Source organism: Alteromonas sp. KS69, assembly GCF_003989595.1.
Lineage (GTDB): Bacteria > Pseudomonadota > Gammaproteobacteria > Enterobacterales > Alteromonadaceae > Alteromonas > Alteromonas naphthalenivorans.
In genome coordinates, this window is sequence record NZ_PYHU01000008.1 from 150,874 (window position 1) to 175,314 (window position 24,441).

Below are 24,441 nucleotides of genomic sequence, written 5' to 3' on the forward strand. Positions count from 1 at the left end.
GTGATTTACAGCAAGACGCAGTAACTTGCATCACAGCACACAGGCCAATTAGATTAAAAGCTTACAGACGTTTTATTTGCACTATCGATCATTGATTGAATGTATGCGTCATGAGTGGGTAGCGATGCTATTGGTTCACGCTTAATGTTATACAACGACGATAGCATGGCTTGCGTTTTCTCATCTGAAAGGCTATTTGCTAACCCATGATAATCTTCTGGTACTAGCCCTTGTCCATACATAACTTGCAGCCAAGAGCTTTCTAAGAACAGGTCATTTTGCTCACGCACCAAATTGCCATTTTGTTTGAACAGCGCCATTTTGTGAGTCAACGAATCTGGCAAGGTTAAATGGCGCATATCTCGCCAAAAATCACTGTCTTCACGTTCATTTAAACAATAATGTAATACTAGAAAATCTCGTATTTGTTCAAATTCTACTTTTGATTGTGCGTTGTATTCTTCAACCGCACTATCTGAGATACCTTGATGCGGGAAAAGCTTAATTAGCCTCACGATAGCTGATTGAATAAGGTGAATACTGGTAGACTCTAAAGGCTCTAAGAATCCAGAAGATAGCCCTACCGCGACCACATTTTTACACCATTGTTGTCTACGACGGCCAGTAGTAAATTTAATGAGTTTAGGATCGCCCAGTGGTTTGGTGTCAAGGTTAGCCATCAAGGTGTCGTGAGCTTGGCTATCACTAATATAACGTGAACTATAAACGTGACCATTACCATTACGATGTTGTAAAGGAATTCGCCATTGCCAGCCAGCACTGTGCGCGATAGAACGGGTGAAGGGTGCGGTATTTTCATGGCGTTCAGAAGGTACAGCAATGGCGGAGTCACAAGGCAATAAATGAGACCAGTCATCATAGCCTGCCCCCAATGTTTCATTAATTAACAGCCCTCGAAAACCTGTACAGTCAATAAACAAGTCCCCTTCAATGGCATGGCCATTTTCGAGATGTAATGCTTTTACATTCCCACTGTGTTTGTGTCTTGATACGTAGCTGATTTTACCTTCAACACGTTTAACGCCCAGTCCCTCGCTGAGTTTACGTAGGTATTTGGCATACAATGAAGCGTCAAAATGATAAGCAAAAGGGAGCTCTAAAACCGGGTCTTTTGCGTTAATACGTGCAAATTTACCTGCCTCGGCTGCTAAGTAGTTAAGGTCATACTCCCATAAATCGTGTTTCAAACCCTGCTGGCGTGCTTTTAGCCAAAAGTGATGAAAGTGACAAAAGGCCATGCTTTTGCCTGGTGCACCAAACGTATGGTAGTACTGTTGTCCTTGTTGCTTCCAGTTTTCAAAGCGAATTGCCAGCTTAATGGTGGCCTTGGTATCGCGAAGAAAGGTAGCCTCGTCAATCCCCAGCACTTGGTTGACGAGTCTAATGGGCGGAATGGTGGCCTCGCCTACACCTACTGTGCCAATAGCCTCAGATTCGACCAAGGTAATATTCACAGCGTCGCCAATGACTTTTTTGAGCAACGCCGCGGTTAGCCACCCTGCTGTGCCGCCGCCTGCAACAACAACACGTTTTACCGGCGCTTGCTTAGCTTCATGGTGATCTGTTGTCTGTTGATCAGTTGCTTGTTGACTCGCTGGTGTTTTATTTGCTATTGCCATACTCAGCCCTTACTACTTACTTCACCACACTGTAGATGGTTTACTTGTACTTTTACAATAAAAAACCACCTTTTGCTTCCTCGCCTGAATACATCTTCGAGCGCTGAAACAACAAGGTGGCTTGTATCTATTCTACTGTTTGCTTTCGCTTAACAATTAGAAGGTATAGTTAAAGCCTAACAAGTAGTTAGTACCGTATGATTGATATTGCGTAATCTGACGAGAATCCGCCTGAGACGCTTGAATATCATCTTCATCAGTTAGGTTTTGAGCTTGGAAAGTAACACGTAGGCCTTCCAAAGACTCAATACCAGACTCACTAAAGTCGTAACCGATTTGGGCATCAACCAAGGTACCGCCTTGCTTAGTAGCATCTACCAATGCCAAGCTAGTACCACGTTCTTCCGTTAAGTAATCATCACGCTTAGTTGCCGCAACACGGAACTCGAAACCATCGCTTTCGTAAAAGAACGTCATACTGTATGACTCTTCAGACAAGCCTGGAATTCGGGTTTCAGTTTGCGTTGGTGCTGCGTCTACTTCACCTTCCATGAAGGTGGCACTTGCGAACAAGCCAAAGCCTTCAAGTGAGTCATGAAGCAATTCACCTGGTAATGAACCTTGCAGTTCATAACCGCGCACATAACCTTCAAAACCATCTAGTACACTGCCGACTGAACCTAAGAAAGTAGCAGGCGTCTGCCCTTCTGAACCTTGGTGTAAATCAGGAATGTACACATCAGAGAAATCCGTTAGTACGCTCGTATCGCGATGCCAGTTTTTAATATCTTTATAGAAGAATGATGCCGCTACATAACCCGTATCCGAGAAGTAATTCTCATAAGCGATATCTAACTGGTTAGCTTCAAGAGGCTTAAGTTCAGGGTTACCTGAGCTACCGCTCCAAGGACCATTTTCAGGATCGGTACTGGTAATTTGGTTATCATTAAATGCGAAAGACGCCTGCGTATTTGGACGCATATCGTCCATACGTGGTCTTGAAATGACTTTACCCAATGCGAAACGTACAAACTGACCTTCGGCAACTTCTGCTGAAAGGTTAAGTGTTGGAAGTACATCTGTGTAATCAGCGCCGCCAGAAACAGGTACCGCTACTGTCATGCCATCAGCATCGGACGTGGTTGAGAAACCCGTAGATTGCTGGTCAGCATTAACCACTTGTACACCCACGTTACCGCGAATATAGATATCACCTACTTCCATTTCTAAATCAAATTTAGTGTAGAAAGTCAGCAACTCTTCATCAACTGTATAGCTATCACCTAAGCGATCGTTTTGTACCAGCTTGGCATCAGTCGCTGTGTAATAACCACTTTGGAACAGACCAAGTGAATCATACGCTAGAATGCCGTCTATACCGATGAAATCTAGAGGTACTACGCCTAGTACATCTGGAATAGCCGCATCACCAGGATAGCTAGGGGCAGTTAAATATGCACCGTTGTTTTCTTTGGTTTTGCTACGATCTGAGTAGATAACGCCCGCAGACATGCCAGTCACTACGCCCCATTCAACGTACCCTTTTGCATCAAAGCGGTAAGTATCTAGGTCTTCTTCATAGTTTGGTTGGTTAACAAAACCATCTTGTGCGTCTGCGCCAATAATAGGTGCGCCCCATGCTTGTGGACCTGCAAGACGAATTAAGCTTTCATCAGTAAGGTCAACAGGTGCAATGCTTGGGTGATCAGAATATACCGCGCCGGTAGTCGTCATTTCCCAGCTACGAGCAGTAATAGGACGTCCATCAATTCCTGCACGGCCTACGCCTGAATAACTTTCTACATCGATAATGTCTTTTTCAACTTTACCGGTAGAGTAGTCGAACTCTAAGGTCCAGTTATCATTTAAGATGTATTCTGCGTTCACGCCTACCGTCGTTAAATCAGCTTCTTGAGTACGAGCATCATTACGAATAACTGAATAGAAGCCATCGTAGTAACCTGATGTTACTAAACCGTTTTCAACACCAGTAATGGTATATTCGCCAGTTCCCCATTCAGCACCACCTTCTTCAAGACCCCGACGAACGTCATCTTCTACGAAGTCGATATAAAGCGCATCTACTTGAACATTTAGTTTATCAGTAGGCGCCCATTCAACTACAGCGGCGATAGAATCACGCTCTAACATTGCTGAACGTGCAAAAGAGTCGTGACCACCTAAAATAGTAGTTCCTTCTGCCACATCTACACCGGCTGCTGCATTATCAGCATTCGCGCCTGCATAGCCCCAACCACGGAAATGTTGTTCTTGACGTGGTGACTCCATGCTAGCAACAGTCAGTGCAAGACCGATAGTATCGTCAGCAAATTGGTCAACGTAGTTTACTGAAATACGATGTCCGTTGTTGTCAAAATCTGGGTTAGGAGAATCTTCAGCATTCTTTTCATACGAGCCATTAATAGCGAATGTACTTTTAGCTGCAAGCGGACTAATGGTTTGAAGGTCAATTGAACCACCAATATTCTGGGTGGTCATGCCAGCTTCTGCTGTTTTATAAACAACGATGCTAGAAATGATTTCAGTTGGGTAGAGGTCGAATTCAACGCCGCGGTTGTCGCCCATACCTAATAATTCACGACCGTTTAGTGATGTACCTACGTAGTTTTCGTTGAAACCACGTACTGAAATACCACTTGTACGACCGTTTCTACGCTCACCGGCTAGACCAGGCAAACGTGAAATAGATTCTGCAATACTTGTATCCGGTAATTTACCGATGTCTTCTGCGGATAACGCTTCAACAATAGATGTATTGTCCATCTTAATTGCTTGAGCGCGCTGCAAGCTGCCACGTATACCGCTAACTTGAATAACTTCAACATTAGCTTCATCAGCTGCTTCAGAATTTGTTTCTTGTGCAAATGTAGGCGAACAACCAAAAGCTACGCCACCAGTGATCAGCGCAACCTTGATGAGATTTGGTTTAAATTGTTTCATAAAACAGGTGTCCCATTCAGTTAGATTTGTTGTCTTTTTGTTATTTTTATGACAATCGAATGACAATGTATCCAGTCGCTGATAATCCTATAGAGCACACGGGCTTTGCACAATTGCTTGCATACGTATTCATAGAAAATATTAAACACCTCATTAACATTAACTCTCATGAATTATTGAAATTTAACAACAAAATTACGCAATATCGCCGCTAAACTGACCTTTTGTTGTAATTTTGTTACGGCACTTAGCCTTTTTAAGAGGGGTTATGCAAGGTTTTAAATATAGATGACGAATGCCAAATTAGGGATATTACTAGTAAGGAATTTTCTGTTGACCATCAATAATCAGGCACAAAAAAGCCCGCTAATTAGCGGGCTTCACTTAAACACTTGCGTGCGCTTTGCTAACTACCAACCCGTAGTTTCGCGAAGTGCCTTGCCGATTTCAGCAAGAGAGCGAACGGTTTTAACGCCCGCGTCTTCTAGTGCTTTAAATTTCTCATCAGCTGTACCTTTACCGCCAGCAATGATTGCACCAGCGTGACCCATACGCTTACCTTCAGGTGCAGTAACACCCGCAATGTAAGAAACAACAGGCTTAGTGACGTTAGCTTTGATAAATTCAGCAGCTTCTTCTTCTGCTGTACCACCAATTTCACCAATCATAACGATAGCTTCTGTTTGAGGATCGTCTTGGAACAACTGTAAGATGTCAATGAAGTTAGAACCAGGAATTGGGTCACCACCGATACCAACACAGCTAGACTGGCCGAAACCTTCGTCAGTAGTTTGCTTAACGGCTTCGTACGTAAGCGTACCAGAGCGAGAAACAATACCTACTTTACCAGGCTTATGGATGTGACCAGGCATGATACCAATCTTACACTCACCAGGAGTAATAACACCTGGGCAGTTAGGACCAATCATGCGAACGCCTTTAGCATTTACGTATTCTTTAACGTAAAGCATGTCTAGCGTAGGAATACCTTCAGTGATACAAACGATAAGCTCGATGCCAGCATCAGCAGCTTCAACGATTGAATCTTTACAGAATGCAGCAGGTACATAGATAACAGTCGCAGTTGCGCCTGTTGCTTCTACCGCTTCACGTACTGTATTGAATACTGGAAGACCTAGGTGCTCAGTGCCGCCTTTGCCTGGTGTAACACCACCAACCATTTGCGTACCGTAAGCAATGGCTTGCTCAGAGTGGAAAGTACCTTGACCACCAGTGAAACCTTGACAGATTACTTTGGTATCTTTGTTAATTAATACAGACATTATTTGCCCTCCGCAGCAGCAACAACTTTCTCTGCTGCATCAGTTAGCGACTCAGCAGCAATGATATCAAGACCTGAGTTCGCTAGAACTTCACGGCCAAGCTCTGCATTTGTACCTTCAAGACGTACAACAACAGGAACACTAACGCCAACTTCTTTAACCGCGCCAATGATACCTTCAGCAATCATGTCACAACGAACGATACCGCCGAAGATGTTAACTAAAACAGCTTTAACGTTGTCGTCAGATAAGATGATTTTGAATGCTTCTGCAACACGTTCTTTAGTCGCGCCGCCACCAACATCAAGGAAGTTAGCTGGCTTGCCACCGTGTAGGTTTACGATGTCCATTGTACCCATTGCTAGGCCGGCACCGTTAACCATACAACCTACGTTACCGTCTAGCGCAACATAGTTAAGTTCGAACTCAGCAGCATGCGCTTCACGTGCATCTTCTTGAGTAGGATCTTGCATAGCTTTAACTTTAGGCTGGCGATATAACGCGTTGCCGTCGATTGCTAGCTTAGCGTCAAGACAGTGAAGGTCACCATCTTCTTTAATGACAAGCGGGTTAATTTCAATCAATGCAACATCAAGATCTTCAAACATCTTAGCTAGGCCAAGGAAAATCTTAGTGAATTGTTTGATTTGAACGCCAGAAAGACCAAGTTTAAACGCCATTTCGCGTGCTTGGTAAGGCTGAGCACCAACAATTGGGTCGATTTCAGCTTTAAGAATTTTCTCTGGTGTTTCTTCAGCAACAGTTTCAATCTCAACGCCACCTTCAGTAGAAGCCATAAACACAACACGACGGGTTGTGCGGTCAACTACTGCACCAAGGTACAATTCGTTAGCGATATCTGTGCAAGTTTCAACAAGGATTTTGCTCACAGGCTGACCATTTTCGTCAGTCTGGAAAGTCACCAAATTTTTGCCAAGCCAGTTTTCTGCGAAAGCTTTAATTGCGTCAGTATCTTTTACTAACTTAACGCCACCTGCTTTACCGCGACCACCTGCGTGGACCTGACATTTTACTACCCACTCACTACCGCCAATGCGGTTAGCGGCCTCTACAGCACTTTCAGGAGTGTCTGCTGCGTATCCTTCAGAAACAGGTAGACCGTATTCTTTGAATAGCTGCTTACCTTGGTATTCATGCAAATTCATGGTGTTTCTATCCGATTTTTAGTAAGACAAAAGCCGCTTTCGCGACTTGATTAATTAGACTGATATTATAGGGCGAATATCAGCGTTGTGACAGTAACGCGACTTATATATAAGCAGCGTTGCTGCACACAATAACAAGAGAGGAAAGCCTTACACGTCTAATAGAAGGCGTGTTGGATCTTCAAGCATCTCTTTGATTGTTACCAAGAAGCCTACTGACTCTTTACCATCAACAATACGATGGTCATAAGACAGGGCGAGGTACATCATTGGCAGAATTTCCACCTTACCGTTAACAGCCATTGGACGATCTTGGATTTTATGCATACCCAAAATAGCGCTCTGTGGCGGGTTAATGATAGGCGTAGACATCAATGAACCAAACACACCACCGTTAGTGATAGTAAAGTTACCGCCTTGAAGGTCTGCCATCGACAATTTGCCATCACGGCCTTTAATTGCCAATTCTTTAATTCCTTTCTCAACACCGGCCATACCTAGTGTATCCGTATCTTTTAAGATAGGCGTAACTAGACCGCGAGGCGTTGATACTGCGATAGAGATATCGAAGTAGTTGTGATAAACAATGTCATCACCGTCAATTGATGCATTTACATCTGGGAAACGTTTAAGTGCTTCAGTTACCGCTTTCACGTAGAAAGACATGAAACCTAAACGAATACCGTGACGTTTCTCAAAGCTCTCTTGATACTGCTTGCGAAGTTCCATAATTGGCTTCATGTTAACTTCATTAAACGTAGTTAGCATAGCAGTAGAGTTTTTAGCTTCAAGAAGGCGAGTTGCAATCGTTTTGCGAAGACGTGTCATAGGAACACGTTTTTCTGTGCGATTACCCGTAGGTAATTCAGCTGTATCAGCTGCAGCAGATGGCGCTGAAGCCGCTGGTGCACTGCCACCCTTAAGGTGTTTTTCTACGTCTTCTTTAGTGATACGGCCATTTTTACCCGTACCTTTAACTTTTGCTGCGTCTACGCCTTTTTCTGCCAATAAACGGCGTACTGAAGGACTAAGTGCATCACTGCTGTCATCTGAATCATCAGATGCAGCTTCAGACGACTCAGATGCTGCTGCACCTGACGTTGCGCCTTCAACAAATTTAGCAATCACTTCTTCAGCTGTCACTGTTGCGCCTTCTTCGGCAACAATTTCTGATAGTGAGCCATCAGCAGGCGCTACCACTTCTAGAACAACTTTATCAGTTTCAATATCAACCAAGTTTTGGTCGCGGCTTACCGCTTCGCCTACTGCAACATGCCATGTGGCGATGGTTGCATCAGCTACCGACTCTGGTAATACAGGTACTTTAACTTCTGACGTTTTACCGCTAGCTGCAGGTGCTGCTTCCTTTTTAGATTCAGCTTTCGCTTCAGATTTAGCTGGCGCAGCGCCACCCTCTTCTAATTTAGCAATAACTTGCTCGCCTAGTACCGTTGCACCCTCTTCATTAAGAAGCTCACCGATAGTTCCGTCGGCTGGTGCTACGACTTCCAGCACAACTTTATCAGTTTCAATGTCAACCAGGTTCTGGTCACGTTTTACCGCGTCGCCGGCCTTTACGTGCCAAGTTGCAATGGTGGCATCGGCAACTGACTCTGGTAGGACCGGAACTTTTATCTCAATTGTCATCATTGTTCCTTATTTAATAGTGAGTGCGTCTTCAACCAGCGCTTTTTGTTGCTGATTGTGAACGGAAACATAACCTACAGCAGGTGAAGAAGATGCTTCACGACCTGCATATGTTAATTTGGCGCCATCTGGAATTGCTTGCCAGAAATGGTGTTGACTGCAATACCAAGCTCCTTGGTTTTGCGGTTCTTCCTGACACCAAACCCAATCTGTAACGTGGCTGTATTGTGCCACAACTTTAGCGCATTCTTCTTGTGGGAATGGATAAAGTTGTTCCAATCTTACGATTGCAACGTCTATTTGTTCATTTTTACGGCGCTGGTCAAGCAAATCGTAGTAAACCTTGCCTGAACACATCACCACACGCTTAACGTCTTTCGGATTAATATCGTCAATTTCGCTTATCACGTTGTGGAATTTGCCTTCTGCTAACTCTTCAAGAGAAGAGGTTGCAAGCGGGTGACGCAACAAGGATTTAGGCGACATAACGATAAGCGGTTTACGCATAGGGCGAACCACTTGACGGCGAAGCATGTTAAACACTTGCGCTGGTGTTGAAGGTACACATACTTGCCAGTTGTGATCAGCACACATTTGCAAGAATCGCTCAAGACGAGCCGAGCTATGCTCAGGACCTTGACCTTCGTAGCCGTGTGGAAGCAGCATGGTTAGACCACATAAACGGCCCCACTTCGCTTCACCTGAACTCAAGAATTGGTCAAATACAACCTGTGCACCGTTCGCGAAGTCACCAAACTGGGCTTCCCAAATAGTTAAACACTCAGGTTCTGCCGTTGCGTAACCATACTCAAACGCCATAACCGCTTCTTCTGAAAGCACAGAGTCGTATATTTCGATCTCGCCTTGGCCTTCACGAATATTTTGCAGTGGCATGTACGTTGAGCCATCAGCTTGATTATGCAATACCGCATGACGGTGGAAGAAAGTACCACGGCCAGAATCCTGACCTGTCATACGTATATCTTCACCAGCATCAACCAATGATGCGTAGGCTAGATTTTCTGCCATTCCCCAATCAAGTTTCTTTTCACCGCTTACCATGGCCTTGCGGTCTTGGTATAACTTGTTTACACGAGATTGAAGTTTATGACCTTCAGGGAAACTTGTTAACGCTTCGCCAAGTTCTTGAAGTTTTTCAACACTGATAGCGCCATCATATGGCGTATCCCAATCGTGACCTAAGTACGGAGACCAGTCTACACTGTGCTCTGTCATCGGACGCCATTCTTCAACTACACATGCACCATGATCTAATGCTGCACGGTATTCTTCTAAATAGCGGTCGGCATCACGCTGTTCAATAACCCCTTCAGCAATAAGCTGATCGGCATAAATAGCGCGAGGTACTGGATGCTTCTTCACTTTTTGGTACATAAGCGGCTGAGTTGCGTTTGGCTCATCAGCTTCGTTATGTCCATGACGGCGATAACACACTAAATCGATAACAACGTCACGCTTGAATTTATTACGGTATTCAAGGGCTAGCTGAGTCACAAAAGCAACCGCTTCTGGGTCATCAGAGTTAACGTGGAAGATAGGTGCCTGAACCATTTTCGCAATATCAGTACAGTATTGCGTAGAACGAGTATCTTCAGTTTTTGACGTTGTGAAACCAACTTGGTTGTTCACCACAATACGTACTGTTCCGCCCACGGCGAAACCGCGAGTTTGTGACATATTGAAGGTTTCTTGAACTACGCCCTGCCCAGCAATCGCTGAGTCACCGTGAATGGTAATAGGAAGTACGGTGTTAGTATCGTCGTTACGACGTTCAAGACGAGCACGAACTGAGCCCATCACTACTGGGTTCACAATTTCAAGGTGAGACGGGTTAAACGCAAGTGCTAAGTGAACATTGCCACCTGGCGTAGCAAAATCTGATGAGAATCCAGCGTGGTATTTAACATCACCTGCGCCTAATGAATCATCATGCTTACCGGCGAATTCATCAAACAATACTGATGGGTTTTTACCCAACACGTTGACTAGTACGTTCAGACGACCACGGTGAGCCATTCCGATAACCACTTCTTTGGTGCCGGCAGCACCTGCATTAGTGATTAGGTTTTTAAGCATAGGAACTAATGCGTCGCCACCTTCCAGTGAGAATCGCTTGGCGCCTGGGAATTTAGACCCAAGGTACTTTTCCATGCCGTCAGCAGCCGTTAGCCCTTTAAGTAGGGTAAGTTTTTCATCTTTAGAAAACTCAGGCTTGGCTTGTACTGACTCAATTTTTTGCTGTAACCAGCGTTTTTGGTCTGTATCGGTAATGTGCATGTACTCAGCACCGATAGAGCCACAATATGTTCGGTTAAGTGATTTAAATAATTCACCTAATGACATTGAATCTTTGCCGATAGCAAAAGACCCTACGTTGAACACACTGTCAAAATCTTTATCAGAAAGGTTATGGTGAGATAGTTCTAAATCACGAACACGCTCTTGTTTCCATAATCCTAGCGGATCGAGGTTGGCATGCTGGTGACCACGGAAACGAAAGGCGTTAATAAGCTGTAACACTTTAACTTGCCTGTCATCCGATACCGGAGTGCCTTCAACTGGTGCGCTCGACATTCGTGCTGTCGGGCCTAGAGCAGCTAGCTTCCTAAACTGATCTTTAACACTAGTATGGTTGGTTTCAAGTTCAACGCCTTCGACCTTGGGGAGGCTATCAAAGATTTGACGCCAAGTATCGGAAACGCTCTGCGGGTCTTCCATATACGATTCGTACAATTCTTCGACATAGGCAGCGTTGGCACCTGCCATATGCGAGGAATCCCACCACGCTTTCATCACGCTTTCTTGCATTTAATTTGCCTTGCTACGTTTTGTAAATTCTATTAACCATCGGTTTGTATTATAAGGTTATTCGTGACATAACCAAGCGTTATACCGATGAATACAAAAAAAAATAGCCATCACATCCGGATGGCTATTTAGAGCATTGCTTTCTGTCACTCAGGAGTAACCAGAATATAGTACTAAACAGCCCGTTGTAAAAGCATAGACTTAATGTGTCCAATTGCCTTTGTCGGGTTTAATCCTTTCGGACATACACTTACACAGTTCATAATACCGTGACAGCGGAATACGCTAAATGCATCATCTAGATCGTTCAAACGTTCATCAGTTGCAGTATCACGGCTATCGATAAGGAAACGATAAGCGTGAAGCAAACCAGCAGGCCCGATAAATTTATCCGGGTTCCACCAGAACGATGGGCACGACGTAGAACAACATGCACATAGAATACATTCATACAGTCCATCAAGCTTAGCACGTTCTTCAGGAGACTGAAGGTGTTCTCTTGCAGGAGGCTGTTTGTCATCGTTGATTAAGAATGGCTTAATCTTTTCATATTGGGTGTAAAACTGTGTCATATCAACCACAAGGTCGCGTACTACGGGCAAACCTGGAAGTGGACGAACAACAACTTTACTTTTACCCAATGCAGACAATGGCGTAATACAGGCAAGACCATTCTTACCATTCATATTCACACCGTCTGAACCACACACACCTTCACGGCACGAGCGGCGGAATGATAACGTTGGATCTTGCTCTTTAAGAGCAATTAGTGCATCCAACACCATCATGTCACGACCTTCCTCTACTTCTAGAGTGTAGTCTTGCATGCGTGGCTTGTTATCAACATCAGGGTTGTAACGATATATCGAAAATTGTAATTGCATGATCGTTGCCTCTCTTAATATGAACGCACTTTAGGCGGGAAAGCTTCCCGAAGCTTAGGCGCCATATTGACATCACGTTTAAGCATTTTTTCAGTATTCGGATCGTAAACGCTGTGGCATAACCAGTTCTCATCGTCACGGTCCGGGAAATCGAAGCGGCTGTGTGCGCCACGGCTTTCCGTTCTGAAGTTCGCTGCTACTGCTGTGCTGTACGCGGTTTCCATAAGGTTATCAAGCTCAAGACATTCAATACGCTGAGTATTGAAATCGGCACTCTTATCATCAAGGCGAGCATTCTGAAGACGTTCACGAATTTCACCAAGTTGCTTAAGGCCGTCTGCCATGGCTTCACCTTCACGGAATACTGAGAAGTTAAGCTGCATGCATTCTTGCATATCTTTTTTGATTTGAACCGGATCTTCGCCCTTACCTTTCTCTGAGTTTTCCCAGCGATTGAAGCGAGACATTGCCACTTCAAGGTCAGACTCTGATGCTTCGCGGAATGGCGATACGTCAGAAAGGGTTTTACCTAAGTGTAGACCAGTCGCACGACCGAATACTACAAGGTCAAGTAGTGAGTTACCGCCAAGGCGGTTAGCACCGTGTACAGATACACATGCAATTTCACCACAAGCGAATAAGCCGTTGACTACTTTATCGTTACCGTCTGCATCAACAGTTAAACATTGACCGTCAACGGTAGTTGGAATACCACCCATCATATAGTGACAAGTTGGTATTACAGGGATTGGTTCTTTCACTGGATCAACGTGAGCAAACGTACGAGATAGCTCAAGGATACCTGGTAAACGCGATTCAAGTACGTCTTTACCAAGGTGATCAAGTTTAAGTTTACAGTGAGGTCCCCAAGGGCCATCAAATCCACGACCTTCGCGAATTTCAGTCATCATTGAACGTGCTACAACGTCACGACCAGCAAGGTCTTTCGCGTTAGGCGCATAACGTTCCATGAAGCGTTCACCGTCTTTATTAAGTAGGTAACCACCTTCACCACGACAACCTTCCGTTACTAGCGTACCAGCACCGGCGATACCCGTAGGGTGGAACTGCCACATTTCCATATCTTGTAATGCAACGCCAGCACGGATTGCCATACCAACACCGTCACCGGTATTAATGTGTGCATTGGTAGTAGAAGCGAAGATACGCCCTGCTCCACCCGTTGCTAATACGACTGCTTTAGACTTGAAGTAAACCACTTCGCCAGTCTCGATATCGATAGCAGTACAACCAACAACGTCACCGTCTTGGTTTTTAACTAGGTCGAGTGCGTACCACTCAGAAAAGACCTTTGTTTTATTTTTTACGTTTTGCTGATAAAGCAAATGCAGCAAGGCGTGACCGGTACGGTCAGCAGCCGCTGCGGTACGAGCTGCTTGCTCGCCACCAAAATTTCTTGATTGACCACCGAAAGGACGTTGGTAAACCTTACCATTCTCAAAACGTGAGAAAGGTAAACCCATGTTCTCCATCTCAATGATGGCTTCTGGGCCGGTTTTACACATATATTCAATAGCGTCTTGGTCACCAATGTAGTCCGACCCTTTTACAGTGTCGTACATGTGCCATTCCCAGTTATCTTCATGGGAATTACCTAGCGCAACAGTAATACCACCTTGCGCTGATACCGTATGTGAACGGGTAGGAAATACTTTAGACAGTAGTGCACATGATTTGCCAGATTCTGAAATCTGCAATGCTGCACGCATACCAGCGCCGCCAGCGCCAATAACTACTGCGTCAAACTCGTGAACGGGTAAACTCATCTTACACTCCCCACAATACAAACAGACCAACAGCGACGTAACCAAAAGCAATGATGTTTAGAACATACTGAATGATTGCACGCAAACCAGACGCCTTCACATAATCGGTAAGTACTTGCCAAAGGCCAATACGAACGTGGATCATGATGGCGATAAGTGCTGCCAATGTGAACACCTTCATCGCTAGCCCAGAAAATAATCCGCGCCACTCAATGAAAGTAATATTATCAGTGGATATAAAAAACCACGCCATGAATACCGTATAAGCAAAAATAATTGCAGCGGTAGTACGTAGTGAAACGTAATCTTGAATACCATTACGCTTTAAGCTTGCTTGGTTGCCTAGCATAGTGCTACTCCCAATACTACTGTCAGCACAATCCAAAGAGCGATAGCTATTTTGGCGCTGAGGTTTCCTGACTCCAACTCTTCCCAGTGACCTAAATCCATAACTACATGTCTTAGGCCGCCTAAAATGTGGTAAGTCAGCGCTGATAAAGTGCCTATTGCGATCACTTTTCCAATGATACCGTCCATCATCGCTTGTACGTTCGCAAACCCTTCAGGCGAGGAAACAGATACTGCCCATGCCCAAATAACAAAGAGTAATGCGAAGAACATTGCGACACCGGTAACACGGTGGAGAATTGACGAAATAGCGGCAGGCGGAAATTTAATAGTATTGAGTTCTAAATTTACTGGTCTTTGCTTTTTCACAATGTATGCCTGTTTAATCCGTAGGGATAATGAATTACTCACCGTTATTATGTCCTGTGTGAGTTAATTCGTTTATTACCTGTTAATTACCTCATCCAATGAGTTGTTAACAATTTGTGAATTATTCTTTAATGCAATTAACAGAATAATTATTCTGTTTTAATGCACTGCTGAGTATATCCAGCACAGTATATAATTACAATTTTTTGTGCTGTAGTAAGACTTTAGTCTTTTTTGACAAATCTTCCTGATAAACACAAAGAAAAGTAGCCACAAATACTAACAACAAGCATGGAATGCTTAATAAACAAGGCTGTAAAGTGTATCAGCACTAAACTAGAATAACACTATTTTCACTAGCAAAATTAAGGTCTTTTAATGAAAACGGGTAATTCTCAATCGACAAAAGGTTATTTTTTCAGCTAAGGTGTTAATAAATTTGGTAAACGGTGGTTTACCTTTTGCCAAAAGACATTGATAATTACCCTGAAACGGGTTTAGTGCGATTACCAAAATGTTAACGATAGAGATTCCGGCTGAGCATTATAAATCTCAGTAATTCGGAATATTTATTGTGCATAAATGCAATTAAATTGACTTATTGGTACATAATAAAGTACAAATACGCCACTTTTCCCCAACGAAACGAGCATTTTCGCCCGTTTTCGCTGCAAACAGAACCATTCTGAGGAGAGCATTTTATGGCAGATCAGAAAGCCATTCTTAAAGCCGGCGGTAAGGAAATCGAGCTTCCTATCTTGTCTGGCACCGAAGGACAAGACGTAATCGACGTTCGTACCCTTGGTCAACACGGTTACTTCACCTACGACCCTGGTTTTATGGCGACAGGATCTTGCGAGTCAGCTATTACTTACATTGACGGTGCTGCTGGTGTATTACTACACCGTGGTTTCCCGATTGAAGAATTAGCGCGCGATGCAGACTACCTTGAAGTTTGTCATATGCTTCTACACGGTGATGCACCGTCTAAAGAAGAATATGAAGAATTCAAATCAACGATTACACGCCACACCATGGTACATGAGCAAATTAACATGTTCTTCCATGGCTTCCGCAACGATGCCCACCCTATGGCAATGTTATGCGGTACGGTTGGTGGTATGTCATCTTTCTATCACAGCGACTTAGACGTTTCTAACGATGAAGAGCGTAAACGTAGTGCACATCGCTTAATTGCGAAAATGCCTACTTTGGTAGCCATGTGTTACAAGTACAACATTGGTCAACCATTCGTTTATCCACGTAACGATTTGAGCTATGCAGCTAACTTCCTGAACATGATGTTCTCAGTTCCTGCTGAAGAATTTGAGATTAGCCCTGCGGTTGAACGTGCAATGGATCGTATCTTTACGCTTCATGCTGACCACGAGCAAAACGCATCTACATCTACTGTTCGACTAGCTGGTTCATCTGGTGCTAACCCTTACGCATGTATTGCCGCTGGTGTTGCTTCACTTTGGGGCCCTGCCCACGGTGGTGCGAACGAAGCATGTCTGAATATGCTTGAGGAAATTGGTACTGTTGACCGCATTCCTGAGTTTATTGCACGCGCTAAAGATAAGGCTGACCCGTTCCGTCTTATGGGCTTTGGTCACCGTGTATATAAAAATCACGACCCACGCGCAACAGTAATGCGCGAAAGCTGTCACGAAGTACTTAGTGAACTTAATGTTAAAGATCCACTACTTGAAGTAGCAATGGAACTTGAAAAAATTGCATTAAGCGACCCGTACTTCGCAGAGAAGAAATTGTTCCCTAACGTAGATTTCTACTCAGGTATCGTACTTAAAGCTATTGGTATTCCAACCAATATGTTTACGTGTATCTTCGCATTGTCTCGTACAGTGGGTTGGATTTCACACTGGCATGAAATGATGAGCGATCCAAAACAAAAAATTGGTCGTCCTCGTCAGCTTTACACTGGTCACAACCAGCGTAAGTACACGCCATTAAAATAAGCGTGAACAGATAATTATTTGTTCATAAAATAGCGCCTTCTGGCGCTATTTTTTTGGCTCTTTTTTAATAAACTTTCGTACAACAGTTTATTAGAATAACCGCAGAAGGATTATGTTATATGCCCTACTCTGTTGTGTTGCTTGGCGTTGCTGGGCTCATCCCTTTTTTGGCTATGCCAATAGCTTATTCTTTTAATCTTTTATCACTAACCCAAAGCGCTGTTTACTTTATGCAGTACTCAGCGGTTTTATTGTCTTTTTTTGGTGGCATTCATTGGTGGGACTCAATCAGTAATGCGCGTTATGGTAAACAAATGTATATCGCCATGTTACCCAGCATTGTCGGTTGGCTTTGTTTGGTATTTAGCCACGACCCGAAAACGTTAGGGGTGCTTTCGCTTAGTTACGTTGCCATCTTAGTGTATGACAAATTCACGCTTAGCCTACCAAAAGGCCAAATTGTAAGTTATATCAGTTTACGTATAGCACTTACCTCGGTCGTGGTAATTAGCCATGCTTGGATGATTTATCTCATTACCTAATTTTCATAGTACATAGCGCGCATGTAGTCAGGAAACATCATTACGTTATCAAAATTGGCTGATGCTACAAGTGTTTGCTAATTGTTGAAACGGCACGTGCCAGCAAGACACAAAAAAGCGCAGTCATATAATTATCATGACTGCGCTTTTTTAGTACACCGACGATACACTCCGGTTTATGCGTTACGCTTTTCTTTTAAACTAATCCTTGTTCATTTTATTTAACAAGTCAGCCGTAAAAAAAGTAAAAACGCGGGATGTTACTCGTCACGTATAACCGAAAGCAACTCAGCCGTTTTTTCTTCCATCAAGGCTATATCGCCTCGACTTTCTACGTTTAAGCGAATAACCGGTTCGGTGTTCGATTTACGCAAATTAAAACGCCATGTGTCGAATTCCAATCCTAGGCCGTCGGTAGTATCGATCGACGTTGCAAGTGGCTTATATTTAGATGTTGCGCGCTCAAGTGCAGCATCTGCATCTTTAAGCTTGCTGTTGATCTCACCCGATGATGGAAATGCTTCAATGCGCGCTTTAACCATGCTCGCCAACGATTGCTTTTTAACACACACAAGTTCGGCAATTAGCAACCAAGGGATCATACCTGAATCGCAGTAAGCGAAATCTCTAAAATAATGGTGCGCACTCATCTCACCGCCATACACCGCGTCTTCCTTGCGCATACGCTCTTTAATAAACGCATGACCTGTTTTCGATTTAATAGGTGTACCGCCAGCATTCGCCAAAATGTCTTCGGTATTCCAAAATACCCGTGGGTCATAAATAATTTTACTGTCTTGGTTTTTCTCAATGAACGCTGCTGCAAGCAAACCAACAATGTAATAACCTTCAATGAAGTTGCCGCTAGCATCGAACAAGAAGCAACGATCGAAGTCGCCATCCCACGCCACACCAAAGTCCGCGTTATGTTTAATAACAGCATCGGCAGTATCTGCTCTGTTTTCAGGTAATAGCGGATTTGGAATACCATGAGGGAAGGTGCCATCTGCTTCGTGATGCACCTTAATAAAGCTAATTGGAACTTGTCTGCTCGCTAACTCAGCTTCAATAGCATCAAGCGCTGGACCTGCAGCACCGTTGCCTGCATTAACCACTATTTTAAGTGGTGTGAACGAATCAAGATTCACATAAGACAACATGTGGTCTACATAGGCTGACATACAGCTATCTTCTACATAGCTGCCTGTATCAGTTAAATGTGAAACCTTGATGTGTGCATGACCGTTGTAAAAGGCGTCAGCGTCAATGGCCTCACCTTGCGTGTAATAGGCAAGGCGCTGTGATACCGCTTCATCGCTCAACTGCTCAGCGCGCTCTTTGATGGCATTTAAGCCAGTATCGCCACTAATGGGCACTGAATCAGCTTTTACCAACTTCATGCCATTGTAGTTAATGGGGTTATGACTAGCAGTTACTTCTATTCCGCCATCAACACCTAAGTGTTTAGTCGCGAAATATATCTCTTCGGTGCCTGCCATACCAATATCGGTAACGTTCGCGCCAGCATCAATTAGTCCTGCGCTCAAGGCAAGTTTTAAGGGGGTAGAGGTTAAACGAACATCGCTGCCCACCACTACTGTTTTCGCTTTCAACTCTTCAGCAAAGGCGTAACCAATGCGATAAGCCGTTGCTTCATCAAGTTGGCTATTAAGCTCACCGCGTATGTCATATGCTTTAAAGCATGTAATTGGTTTAGTCATGTATTAGAGTCTCTGTTCCCTGTTAAAGCTATTATTGGTCACTTTTGTGACAAGAAAATGTGTTACAACAAAAGTGACGCAATGATTGTAAAGTAGATGGTATAAAACCCCTCACCTTCGCGCAATGCGCTTTTCAAATTACTAAGTAATTAAACTTAATTTACTTTTTCTCTGTTGTGGGGAGTCATTAAATCTTGTTTTGGGCCAACGGGAATAACTTGGGTAGGGTTTATCATGGTGTGGCTGTAATAATAGTGACGTTTGATATGGTCAAAATTTACTGTGCTTGCCACACCTGGATATTGATATAACTCTTTCATGTACCCGTACAAGTTTGGGTAGTCTGCAATTTGGCGAATATTGCACTTGAAGTGACCATGGTACACCGCATCAAAGCGAATCAAGGTGGTGAACAAGCGCCAATCCGCTTCGGTAATTTGATTGCCCACTAAATAACGTTGTGTCGACAACCTTGTTTCTAGCGCATCCAATGCTTCAAACAAGACCTCAACCGCCTCTTCATAAGCACTTTGCGTGGTAGCAAAGCCAGCCTTATACACGCCGTTATTAATCGCGTGATAAACCGTATTATTAATATTGTCTATTTCTTCTCGTAATGGCGCGGGGTAAAAGTCTTGGCTGCCACCTGTAAGCGCATTGAAGTCACTGTTGAAAATGCGAATGATATCTGCAGATTCATTATTCACTATAGACTGGGTTTGTTTGTCCCACAGCACCGGAACCGTTACCCGCGTGGTAACATCATGCTTTGCTTTGGTGTATAGCTGATGGAGATAATCATTATGGTATAGCTTATCGCCGGTACTACCTGGGTAATCAGAAAAACTCCAACCATCTCCAAGCATATCGGGGTTCACCACAGAAACATCAATGTGCTGAGTCAGCCCTTTCAGTTGCCTTAAAATTAACGCACGATGCGCCCACGGACAGGCATAAGCAACATAAAGATGATAACGACCAGACTCTGGTGGGTGTTCAGCTCCTGCTTCACCGCCTATCGTACCTCTAAACTTCGACGCTTGACGTTCAAATTTACCGCCATTCTCACTCGTGTCATACCATTTATCTTGCCATATTCCGTCTACAAGCAATCCCATTTATTTCTCCAAGCATTCATTTTAAAACGCGTTATTCAACCATGTATAGCTTTGAACGTAATGCCTGTATTTTTGGATTTAACTTCCTAGTTTATAGAACGAATGGGTATAACAAGTTTACCTAGCATCCATCTTATCGTCGATGTCCAGTCATGTTTCATAGGCATGTCACCATTCGCTACGTGTGCCTTAATAATGGCAGTATCATAGCTTTTTGACATGTCTTACTGACTGTTTAAAGAAGATCCCTTGCAATATTACGCTTTTTTGCGATCATGCGCCCCTTGAGTAAAAGCCTTTGTTTTATGTTTAAGCTGTTCTGTTTTTTCGCCGTTTAACGAGTGATGGCTGAACAATTTTAACGCAGCGCTTAAACAATGCGGCTATTGGCCTAGCAAGAACTGGAATACAAAGTGAGTATATTGGAAGATCAACGATTTGGCGGTATCGTGCGCCTATATGGCGCAGAAGCCGCAGAAAAACTTGCAATGAGCCATGTGTGCGTTGTGGGTATTGGTGGGGTTGGAAGTTGGAGTGCAGAAGCGCTGGCGCGCTCTGGTATTGGTAAAATCACCCTGATTGATTTAGATGACGTATGCGTAACCAACACCAATCGACAAATTCATGCGATGGCCGATACCATAGGCGAAGCAAAGGTTGACGCTATTGCACAGCGTATTAAACGCATAAACCCAAATTGCGAAGTGGTATGCATTGAAGACTTCGTCACGCCAGAAAACACAACAGAACTGTTAACCCAAGCTATGGATGCCGTTATTGACGCAACTGACAGCATAAGAGCGAAAGCTGCCATGGTAGCCCATTGTAAACGCGCAAAAATACCTATTGTGACTGTTGGTGGCGCCGGCGGACAAATTGACCCTACCCAAGTGACCCGGGGTGATTTATCAAAAACCACCCAAGATCCTCTTGCGGCCAAATTGCGCAGTGAACTGCGACGCAATTACAATTTCAGTAAGAACCCTAAACGCCGCTTCGGGGTTGAATGCATCTATTCAACCGAGCAGTTGCGTTATCCCCAACCTGATGGCAGCGTGTGTTATAACAAATCGGCAATGGAAGGCGGAACGCGACTTGATTGTGCAGGCGGTTTTGGCGCTGTTGTAACGGTAACGGCCACCTTTGGTATGTTCGCATCAGCCAGTGTAATCAATCGCTTAACCGGTCATAAATAGACAAACGGGAATAACTACCGCACAATGTTGTTAGCAGGTTTAAAAATGACGATAGCGAACATCACTCTATCGCGTAAAGGTTAAGTAAGAAGGATAATAAAATGTCACCTATAGAGCTCGAACAATTAATGAAGGACTGCGCAGAAGATGCGGTTGCTACAGCCCAAGAAGAGTTCAGTTTAACCTTAGATTACTCTGCTGAAAGTGTTTCGCTTGTAGATGATATTTTACTTAGTTTTTTAGACAAATATCATGACAGCGCGTTAGAAGATGAAGCAGTTTTCACCATATGTAATATCTTTGGCGCCTATTTGGGAGAAACGTTCCAGCGTTTTGTGGGTGGAACATGGCTTTATGACCAATCGAACCCTAGTGCACCCTACGTTTTATTAGTGGTCGGTGAGAACTCTTATGCCTTTGCAGGTATTTGCTACGAGCGACTAGTAAACGACAGCCAGGTCAGCGTTAAAGCTTATTTTGATCAATCTGTAAGTAATCACCGCCAGTAATCGGTCTTTTTTGCACTTTTTTCGTGTGAGGCTTATAACTTTTTGCCTCACACGCCAGACGCTTTTTTGGGTCTCTTCACCTAAAAATTAATTCTTAATTCCCAGAAAAATAACACCTCAAACAAATGCTATTTTCTGATTTATTCGGGTTTTACTCGTAATTTGTTGCCAATTTACTTGCAACTTACTCGCAATGAGGCTTTTTCCAATCTTGTATCATCCAGCGCAAATGCCGACTTCGGCTAATACAATATAAGCTGATAATAGACACCACCACCTTAATGGCAGTTATCATCTCAAACCCCCAATGTACCGACACAATATGATAAAACTGCACACTCAACGACGCTATCACGCCCACTAAAATAAGTGGCAACAATGCACGAGACCACCCTGTGATCCCCTTTTTCCATAGCCTTTCACGTTGCGATATAAGCACAAGCCCTAACACTATCGGTACACTGCTTAGTAATGCCAAGCCTAAACTTTCACTTTGAGGATAAAACAGCTTAAGTAACGCTTCAGTTTGCGAGCGCGAGGCCAGCGAAAAAATAAACGCAATCCAGTCCAAACTAAATAGCGCCAGTATGACGTACAGCCATTTTGGCGGTAAAATTCGGCCAGATTCATCGTAATATTTTAATGGCAGTTTTAGCATGAAAAACAAATAGCCTTGCTTCAAAGAATAATTAATAACCCAGTTATTATTGGGCTAATAATGCAAACTTAAAGCGCTAAAAGAAAATATCAGACAATTTGGCATATTTATAAATGTTCTAATATAAATGACACGGCTTCAGGTGATTTAAATGAATTGTGCTTAGACACAACAATGAGTCTTTCTAAGGCCTCTGGTATATCGGCACTTTCATAGGTCACCACGCCATCAGTGAGTAACAAACACACTTCTCTTCTTTCACATTCGGTTTCTTTTTTCGACCCAATAATGGAATAGGCTTTTCCTTGAATAGGCATAGGATACAAGGTGTTCATCAAGGGGTGACCTGGCTTTAATGAGTCGAGGCTTTTAAATTTAGTGTCGGTTAAATAGCTTTGCATGTCTGACTGAACAATGTCGACCCCATTTTCATCGAGTAACTCAACAAACATATTTTTGAGTTCATAGGGTATTTGTACCAACGATGAACCAATATAGCCGATTGCCGACGCCGCTAACGCCGACCCCTTATGGGGCGTATCTAAATAAAAAACGGTGTTCGTTGTAAACCTAGGTTCAAAGAAAAAGGTGTCCCGAATATCTTCGGACATCGCCTCTTCAAGCTGTTCAGGAGGTACAGCAAAGGTGGTATTCCAAAAGGCGTCGCCAGGCGATACTGTAAGTAACTTAGTTATAAGCCCTCCTAAACTGTGCCCAATAAATACCGCTTCGCGAGTGATTAGTGGGTTATCAATAGTGGCCAGTAGCGCATCAAGCTCTCTTCGAATTTTCATGGCGCTATACAGTGGCGGCTGACCTGAGGGGTAAAGCACATGCCAAACTTGATAGCGTTCGTTCAACCATTCGTCATTCATTACTGCCATAGTCAAATAACGCCAAATCAAGGGGTCGGAATTAAGTCCATGGATCATAATAAGGGGAATTTTGGTGTCAGACATTTCCCCAATAACGTAAATTCCTCTAAGGGCTTTTGCTTGCTTAGTACCCACAAAGCCTTTCCAGCGAAGCCCTCCGACTATCGAATCATTTAGTAAGGCTAAATAGCTGGCACTTGGAGAGTACCTAGCCATATAGGCGTTATTACCCACACGTACCGTGGTTCGGCTATGAATTTTCTGAGCATCTAACGTTATGTGCACCTCGTTACCATCTAGCTTAATGCCCTGAAACATCAATGTGTAACTGCTGTAAGTCCCTTCTTGAGGGTAATAGGTCTGTTCAGTTTCTGTGGCTGCTTGTTCTCTTACTACCACGGCAACGCCGTATTCTCCTAGAATGTTGGGTTGCAGAGCATCTTCTGAAGTCAGCATTCTAGATGCAAAAATGATTGGCTGGTCTAAATTTAAATGGGTGTGAAAATGTGCTTCATCTTCTTTTCCCGACATGCGCAATGTCAGCAAACTCATTAGCGCATCTCGATGACGTTTTAGCGCAAATTGGCGCTCGTCAGCACTGACATCATCCCGCCCAAGTAGCGCTTGTGTACACAACAAGCTGTTAATTAAGCCTTCTGTCGAACGCGGCCATATGGTCACGCAGCTCCAATAAAGCTCACGGGTGGTGTGCTCAATATAATCAAGGGTGAATTCTGGCGCATTAGACAAGCGCAATGTGAGTGATGGGGGCTCAGATTTATAATAGTCTGAAGAACACGATGCTAAGCCAAACATAACCAAGCTAAATAGAATGGGTAACGTTTTTCTGCACTTAAAACTGCCCATGAAGCCCTGCCGTGAAACTTATGTGAGAAGAGCAAAAGAGTATGATGAATTTTTGTTCAGTA

18 protein-coding genes are annotated in these 24,441 nt (G+C 43.7%); 4 read left to right on the forward strand and 14 right to left on the reverse strand.

Annotation, left to right across the window (positions count from 1 at the left end; all coding sequences use genetic code 11):
* Positions 1 to 53 precede the first annotated feature (53 nt).
* The 10 genes from C7Y69_RS07830 to sdhC all read right to left on the reverse strand — a co-directional run bounded on the left by C7Y69_RS07830 (position 54) and on the right by sdhC (position 14,914).
* Complete coding sequence (locus tag C7Y69_RS07830) at positions 54 to 1,640, reverse strand: tryptophan halogenase family protein (protein WP_126872330.1); 1,587 nt, start codon at positions 1,638 to 1,640, stop codon at positions 54 to 56.
* Positions 1,641 to 1,796: 156 nt separating this feature from the next.
* Positions 1,797 to 4,601, reverse strand: coding sequence for a TonB-dependent receptor (locus C7Y69_RS07835; RefSeq protein WP_126872331.1), 2,805 nt, complete (start codon positions 4,599 to 4,601; stop codon positions 1,797 to 1,799).
* A 410-nt stretch (positions 4,602 to 5,011) separates the two neighbouring features.
* Positions 5,012 to 5,884 (reverse strand): succinate--CoA ligase subunit alpha, encoded by an 873-nt coding sequence (gene sucD, locus C7Y69_RS07840; RefSeq protein ID WP_013783986.1) that lies wholly within the window; start codon positions 5,882 to 5,884, stop codon positions 5,012 to 5,014.
* The gene (gene sucC / locus C7Y69_RS07845) at positions 5,884 to 7,050 is read right to left on the reverse strand and encodes an ADP-forming succinate--CoA ligase subunit beta (protein WP_057791629.1); all 1,167 of its coding nucleotides are present in this window, start codon (positions 7,048 to 7,050) and stop codon (positions 5,884 to 5,886) included. The genes sucD and sucC overlap by 1 nt, the downstream gene beginning before the upstream one ends.
* A gap of 150 nt (positions 7,051 to 7,200) precedes the next feature.
* Entirely contained in the window at positions 7,201 to 8,697 is a 1,497-nt protein-coding gene (gene odhB, locus C7Y69_RS07850; protein ID WP_126872332.1) for a 2-oxoglutarate dehydrogenase complex dihydrolipoyllysine-residue succinyltransferase, read from the reverse strand.
* Between the two features lie 9 nt (positions 8,698 to 8,706).
* On the reverse strand, positions 8,707 to 11,526 hold the full coding sequence (gene sucA, locus C7Y69_RS07855; RefSeq protein ID WP_126872333.1) for a 2-oxoglutarate dehydrogenase E1 component: 2,820 nt from the start codon (positions 11,524 to 11,526) through the stop codon (positions 8,707 to 8,709).
* A gap of 173 nt (positions 11,527 to 11,699) precedes the next feature.
* A complete protein-coding gene (locus C7Y69_RS07860) occupies positions 11,700 to 12,410 on the reverse strand; it encodes a succinate dehydrogenase iron-sulfur subunit (protein WP_013783982.1) in 711 nt (236 codons plus the stop codon).
* 14 nt (positions 12,411 to 12,424) lie between these two features.
* Positions 12,425 to 14,197: a succinate dehydrogenase flavoprotein subunit gene (gene sdhA / locus C7Y69_RS07865; protein ID WP_013783981.1), complete on the reverse strand. Its 1,773-nt coding sequence runs from the start codon at positions 14,195 to 14,197 to the stop codon at positions 12,425 to 12,427.
* Position 14,198: 1 nt separating this feature from the next.
* Positions 14,199 to 14,546, reverse strand: coding sequence for a succinate dehydrogenase, hydrophobic membrane anchor protein (gene sdhD, locus C7Y69_RS07870; protein WP_126872334.1), 348 nt, complete (start codon positions 14,544 to 14,546; stop codon positions 14,199 to 14,201).
* The gene (sdhC, locus tag C7Y69_RS07875) at positions 14,540 to 14,914 is read right to left on the reverse strand and encodes a succinate dehydrogenase, cytochrome b556 subunit (protein WP_013783979.1); all 375 of its coding nucleotides are present in this window, start codon (positions 14,912 to 14,914) and stop codon (positions 14,540 to 14,542) included. The genes sdhD and sdhC overlap by 7 nt, the downstream gene beginning before the upstream one ends.
* Before the next feature lie 701 nt (positions 14,915 to 15,615).
* Between sdhC and C7Y69_RS07880 the strand changes: the two genes are divergently transcribed.
* Positions 15,616 to 16,893 (forward strand): citrate synthase, encoded by a 1,278-nt coding sequence (locus C7Y69_RS07880; protein WP_013783978.1) that lies wholly within the window; start codon positions 15,616 to 15,618, stop codon positions 16,891 to 16,893.
* Between the two features lie 119 nt (positions 16,894 to 17,012).
* Positions 17,013 to 17,435, forward strand: a complete 423-nt coding sequence (locus tag C7Y69_RS07885) for a DUF3429 domain-containing protein (RefSeq protein WP_126872335.1) — start codon at positions 17,013 to 17,015, stop codon at positions 17,433 to 17,435.
* A 260-nt stretch (positions 17,436 to 17,695) separates the two neighbouring features.
* On the opposite strand, the gene C7Y69_RS07890 is transcribed toward C7Y69_RS07885, so the two are convergent.
* Together C7Y69_RS07890 and C7Y69_RS07895 are read right to left on the reverse strand one after the other, a co-directional pair.
* Positions 17,696 to 19,156, reverse strand: a complete 1,461-nt coding sequence (locus tag C7Y69_RS07890) for a phosphomannomutase CpsG (protein WP_126872336.1) — start codon at positions 19,154 to 19,156, stop codon at positions 17,696 to 17,698.
* Positions 19,157 to 19,311: 155 nt separating this feature from the next.
* Entirely contained in the window at positions 19,312 to 20,274 is a 963-nt protein-coding gene (locus tag C7Y69_RS07895) for a glutathione S-transferase family protein (RefSeq protein WP_126872337.1), read from the reverse strand.
* A gap of 413 nt (positions 20,275 to 20,687) precedes the next feature.
* On the opposite strand from C7Y69_RS07895, the gene tcdA reads away from it, so the two are divergent.
* The gene (tcdA, locus tag C7Y69_RS07900) at positions 20,688 to 21,470 is read left to right on the forward strand and encodes a tRNA cyclic N6-threonylcarbamoyladenosine(37) synthase TcdA (protein WP_409513420.1); all 783 of its coding nucleotides are present in this window, start codon (positions 20,688 to 20,690) and stop codon (positions 21,468 to 21,470) included.
* 101 nt (positions 21,471 to 21,571) lie between these two features.
* A complete protein-coding gene (locus tag C7Y69_RS07905) occupies positions 21,572 to 21,979 on the forward strand; it encodes a hypothetical protein (RefSeq protein WP_126872338.1) in 408 nt (135 codons plus the stop codon).
* Between the two features lie 184 nt (positions 21,980 to 22,163).
* On the opposite strand, the gene C7Y69_RS07910 is transcribed toward C7Y69_RS07905, so the two are convergent.
* Together C7Y69_RS07910 and C7Y69_RS07915 are read right to left on the reverse strand one after the other, a co-directional pair.
* A complete protein-coding gene (locus tag C7Y69_RS07910; protein ID WP_013783972.1) occupies positions 22,164 to 22,637 on the reverse strand; it encodes a DUF2919 family protein in 474 nt (157 codons plus the stop codon).
* 107 nt (positions 22,638 to 22,744) lie between these two features.
* On the reverse strand, positions 22,745 to 24,379 hold the full coding sequence (locus C7Y69_RS07915; RefSeq protein ID WP_126872339.1) for an esterase/lipase family protein: 1,635 nt from the start codon (positions 24,377 to 24,379) through the stop codon (positions 22,745 to 22,747).
* Between the last annotated feature and the right edge of the window lie 62 nt (positions 24,380 to 24,441).

What these genes read in the sequence shown, in the direction of transcription:
- odhB (WP_126872332.1), bottom strand. Translation starts at nt 8,697, where the DNA reads ATGACAATTGAGATAAAAGTTCCGGTCCTACCAGAGTCAGTTGCCGAT.
- C7Y69_RS07895 (WP_126872337.1), bottom strand. Translation starts at nt 20,274, where the DNA reads ATGGGATTGCTTGTAGACGGAATATGGCAAGATAAATGGTATGACACG.
- C7Y69_RS07905 (WP_126872338.1), top strand. Translation starts at nt 21,572, where the DNA reads ATGTCACCTATAGAGCTCGAACAATTAATGAAGGACTGCGCAGAAGAT.
- C7Y69_RS07915 (WP_126872339.1), bottom strand. Translation starts at nt 24,379, where the DNA reads ATGGGCAGTTTTAAGTGCAGAAAAACGTTACCCATTCTATTTAGCTTG.
- sdhD (WP_126872334.1), bottom strand. Translation starts at nt 14,546, where the DNA reads ATGCTAGGCAACCAAGCAAGCTTAAAGCGTAATGGTATTCAAGATTAC.
- C7Y69_RS07830 (WP_126872330.1), bottom strand. Translation starts at nt 1,640, where the DNA reads ATGGCAATAGCAAATAAAACACCAGCGAGTCAACAAGCAACTGATCAA.
- C7Y69_RS07860 (WP_013783982.1), bottom strand. Translation starts at nt 12,410, where the DNA reads ATGCAATTACAATTTTCGATATATCGTTACAACCCTGATGTTGATAAC.
- C7Y69_RS07885 (WP_126872335.1), top strand. Translation starts at nt 17,013, where the DNA reads ATGCCCTACTCTGTTGTGTTGCTTGGCGTTGCTGGGCTCATCCCTTTT.
- sucD (WP_013783986.1), bottom strand. Translation starts at nt 5,884, where the DNA reads ATGTCTGTATTAATTAACAAAGATACCAAAGTAATCTGTCAAGGTTTC.
- sucA (WP_126872333.1), bottom strand. Translation starts at nt 11,526, where the DNA reads ATGCAAGAAAGCGTGATGAAAGCGTGGTGGGATTCCTCGCATATGGCA.
- C7Y69_RS07835 (WP_126872331.1), bottom strand. Translation starts at nt 4,601, where the DNA reads ATGAAACAATTTAAACCAAATCTCATCAAGGTTGCGCTGATCACTGGT.
- sdhA (WP_013783981.1), bottom strand. Translation starts at nt 14,197, where the DNA reads ATGAGTTTACCCGTTCACGAGTTTGACGCAGTAGTTATTGGCGCTGGC.
- C7Y69_RS07910 (WP_013783972.1), bottom strand. Translation starts at nt 22,637, where the DNA reads ATGCTAAAACTGCCATTAAAATATTACGATGAATCTGGCCGAATTTTA.
- sucC (WP_057791629.1), bottom strand. Translation starts at nt 7,050, where the DNA reads ATGAATTTGCATGAATACCAAGGTAAGCAGCTATTCAAAGAATACGGT.
- C7Y69_RS07880 (WP_013783978.1), top strand. Translation starts at nt 15,616, where the DNA reads ATGGCAGATCAGAAAGCCATTCTTAAAGCCGGCGGTAAGGAAATCGAG.
- C7Y69_RS07890 (WP_126872336.1), bottom strand. Translation starts at nt 19,156, where the DNA reads ATGACTAAACCAATTACATGCTTTAAAGCATATGACATACGCGGTGAG.